Source organism: Arthrobacter sp. TB 26 (genome assembly GCF_000427315.1).
Lineage (GTDB): Bacteria > Actinomycetota > Actinomycetes > Actinomycetales > Micrococcaceae > Arthrobacter.
In genome coordinates this window covers 1-3,435 of sequence record NZ_AUPJ01000076.1, presented here as the reverse complement: position 1 = coordinate 3,435, position 3,435 = coordinate 1, and the positions used below count along the sequence as shown (strand labels likewise).

Annotated in this window: 3 protein-coding genes and 1 pseudogene; 2 read left to right on the top strand and 2 right to left on the bottom strand. The window is 69.6% G+C overall.

Annotated elements, in window-relative coordinates:
* Window positions 1-739, bottom strand: a 739-nt coding sequence (locus tag K789_RS0101640) for a hypothetical protein (protein ID WP_024365220.1), incomplete at its 3' end; no start/stop codon positions are given.
* A gap of 91 nt (window positions 740-830) precedes the next feature.
* Between K789_RS0101640 and K789_RS22020 the strand changes: the two are divergent.
* Both K789_RS22020 and K789_RS0101630 read left to right on the top strand, forming a co-directional pair.
* Window positions 831-1,431 (top strand): annotated as a pseudogene (locus K789_RS22020) (YdeI/OmpD-associated family protein).
* Window positions 1,432-1,494: 63 nt separating this feature from the next.
* Window positions 1,495-2,241 (top strand): phosphatase PAP2 family protein, encoded by a 747-nt coding sequence (locus K789_RS0101630; RefSeq protein WP_024365219.1) that lies wholly within the window; start codon window positions 1,495-1,497, stop codon window positions 2,239-2,241.
* Here K789_RS0101630 and K789_RS25295 read toward each other — a convergent pair.
* Window positions 2,210-3,435, bottom strand: a 1,226-nt coding sequence (locus K789_RS25295; RefSeq protein WP_024365218.1) for an MGH1-like glycoside hydrolase domain-containing protein, incomplete at its 5' end; no start/stop codon positions are given. The genes K789_RS0101630 and K789_RS25295 overlap by 32 nt on opposite strands.

The window sequence follows — 3,435 nt, the reverse complement described above, 5'->3', positions numbered from 1 at the left end:
GGTGCGCAGCCACGCCGTCCGCGTCGGGGTTGGCCACATGCAGGGTGGGGATGGCAGCTTCCTCGATGACCGCCGCCTCATGTCCTGCCTCGATAAGGCGTTCGCGGAGAGCGTCAAAGTCGCCGTCGTATTCGAAGCCCAGACCGGCACGCCCGGCACCAGTCCCTGCGCCGATCATGAGGACCCCGCCATTTTTCGCCGTGAACGTTTCCGATTCGACAGTGTCGGCAACGCCGGCGCCGCTATCCGGGACCGCACGGGGCCGGGCGCCGATGTCGCGCAGGGTTTGGGCCGCCGCCACGGCGTCTTCGGAAAACCAGACTTCGACGACGCCGATGCCCGGGTCCGCTTCCGCCGACCCGACCCAGCTGCCGTCGGCGGCGCGCGTGGCCGGGTCGGCGAGGAAGGTGAATCCGTCCGCGGCGGTGACGCGGCAGGAAGGACCGTGGGCCGCGTCGATGAGTTCCGCTGTAGTGCCGGCAGCCGTTGTGCCTACGGCGGTCCCGGCTTCCTCGGTCCGCCGGACGAATTCCTTCAGATCGCCCACCTCGACGCCGAAGGATGTGGTGCCATCTTCCGCCGAGCCCTGCTCGACGAGGTGGAGGGCGAGACGGCCGGAGCCGGCGTCGAACTCCCGCCACGTGGGCTCATCGACAGTCTTGACCATGCCCAGGTCGGTGAGCAGCCGCTCCCATCCATCAAGGCGGGAGGTGAAATGGATCGGGCGGACACGCAGCATCGTTGCTCCTGAAGGTTGTGACGGGATCCGGCTCTCAGGGATATCGTGCCACTAAACAGCGCTTTTGGTCAGTGCGGAGCAGAATGGTGCCATGGCCGTTGAACTTGAGGAACTGCTGGTGCGGGACGCTGCCCAGTGGCGCGCCTGGCTGGAGCAGCACCACGCGGAGAGTCCCGGCGTGTGGCTGGTGCTGCACAAAAAGGGCGGCGCGGTGACGGAACTCGACTACGAGACCGCCCTGCAGGAGGCCCTTTGCTTCGGCTGGATCGACGGTCAGGGGCGGCGCCGCGACGAGGGGAGTTCCTTTCAGCGGATGACCCGCCGGGGACCGAAGAGTGTGTGGTCCGCCCGGAATGTGGAGCGCATCGGCCGCCTCGAGGCGGCGGGCAGGATGGCTCCTGCGGGACGCGCCGCCGTCGAGAGCGCCAAAGCCGATGGCCGCTGGGAGGCTGCCTATTCCGGCGCGGCGGCGGCCGAAGTGCCCGGGGACCTCGCCGCGGCCATCGNNNNCCGAGCCGCGGGCGCAGGCAATGTTCGAGGTCCTGACCTCCGTCAACAGGTACGCCCTGATCTACCGGACCAATGCGGTCAAGCAGGCCGCCACCCGGGAGCGGAAGATCGCGGGTTTCGTCGAAATGCTCGCCCGGCACGAAACGCCCTACCCGCAGGCCAAACGGCCGCCTGCCCCCTGACCTGCGAGGGATTTCCCAGCGGACGTCCGGGAAGCCGGGAGTTTCGGCTGGCACAATCAGCCAATGTCTATTGCCGAGCACGAAACGCGTACCGCCGGCATGCCCGTGGAGCGCTCCCAGCACGTGCTGTTCTTCGGCGCGGCCGCCCTGCTGGTGGCCGGGGAGGCGGTCTTCTGGCTGACGCTGGCGGCCGTCCAGTCGAACAGCGGTGTCGCTGCCTTGGACGGGCCCGTGCACGACAGCCTGGTGGCGTCCCGGAATTCGGTGGCCACCGCCGCCCTGACGGCCGTGACCACGGTGACGTCCCCGCTGTGGATGACCGTGGTCGGATTCGTCCTCGCACTGCTCTGGGGCATCCGGAAACGCGAACTCTGGCGGCCGGCCCTGCTGGTCGCGGCCATGGCAGCGACGTTCGGGCTGTCAACCTTCATCAAGCACCAGGTGAACCGTGCCAGGCCCCCAACGAGCGACTTCCTGCTGGGTCCGGACGACGCCTTTTCATTCCCCTCGGGGCATACCTTCGGCGCGGGTGTCTTTGCGGTGGTGCTGGTCTATCTCGTGGTGTCCCGCAGCGGAAGGACTTCGACGTCGGTGGTTGCCTTCGCTGCCGCAGCCGCCGGCACTGTGGTGGTCGCCTTCAGCCGGATCTACCTGGGTTATCACTGGCTGACCGATGTGCTCGCGTCCACGGGCCTGGCAGTCGCCGTCCTCGGGATCGTGATCCTGGCCGACGGTCTCCGTGCGGCCCGCGCGCCCGGCCCGAGCCGGCAGGGACGACCTAAAACCCGACGTCCATGGCCTGGGCGATGACCGCGGCAGACGCCGAGGACCACGCCTGCGGATGGCACGACGCCGGATACGGCACCGCGTGGCCTGCCTCCCCGGCCGGGATCCCGGCAAAGAGTTCCGGCAGGCGGTGCCCGAACGAACCGGACGCGGCCAGCAGACCCTCGGCGATGGTCCGGGCTTCGGCGGTGAAACCCTCGGCGAGCAGACCCCGGACCGCGATCGCGGTGTCGTGGCTCCAGACCGAACCGCAGTGGTAGCTGAACGGCCAAAATCCGGCGGCGTGCCGGGAGATGGTGTGGACGCCGTAGCCGGAGAACAGCTCGGGGCTTAACAGGCGGTCCGCCACAAGCCGGGCCTCCGACGCGTCCAGGATTCCGGTGCCGAGCAGATGCCCCATGTTGGAGCCGGGGATGTCCAGCGGATCGCCGTGCCCGTCGAGGGCCATGGCGGGGAACGGGCCGCCGTCGTCCTCGACCCAGAAGCGTTCGCGGAAGTTCTGCTGCAGCGCCTCGGCAAAGTCCCGCAGCGCCTGGCCGCCGGGTTCGCCGTAGGCGTCGAAGAGATCGGCCGTGTCCACAGCGGCCTGGTACGCGTAGCCCTGCACTTCGGAAAGCGCGATCGGGCCGTCGGCCAGGCGGCCGTTGCGGAACTGCATGGCGTCCCTGGAATCCTTCCAGCCCTGGTTGCTGAGGCCGCGGCCGGTGGCGTCCTGATAGCTGAGGAACCCGCTGTTCGCGCTTCCGGGCGCACCCCCGGCGGCCAGCAGCCAGTCGACGGCCCGGGCGGCGTGGGGCAGGAGCGAGCGGACCGCGGCGTCGTCCAGCCCGGCCTGGCCAAGTTCGGCCAGCAGGCACAGCCACAGCGGGGTGGAATCTACGGCGCCGTAGTACACCGGGGGCAGGTGCAGGCCCCGGCTTTCCAGCACCAACTCCTTGGACCGGAGCTCGTGCAGGATCTTGCCGGGCTCCTCGGCGGCGTCGGGATCGTTCTTGGTGCCCTGGAACGCGGCCAGCGTGCGCAGCGTTCCGGCGGCGAGCCCGGCATCGAGCGGCAGCAGCAGCCGCGCGGCCCACAGCGAGTCGCGTCCGAACAGGGTGAAATACCAGGGCGCCCCGGCGGCGGCGAACGGCGCGTCTGGCAGCTTTCGGGTGGCCAGGCGGAGGCCGGCGAGTTCATCGAGCGCGTTGTCCAGCAGCAGGCCCAGGCTGCCGGACG

Coding starts and splice junctions, on each gene's coding strand:
- K789_RS0101630 (WP_024365219.1), top strand. CDS start 1,495: ATGTCTATTGCCGAGCACGAAACGCGTACCGCCGGCATGCCCGTGGAG.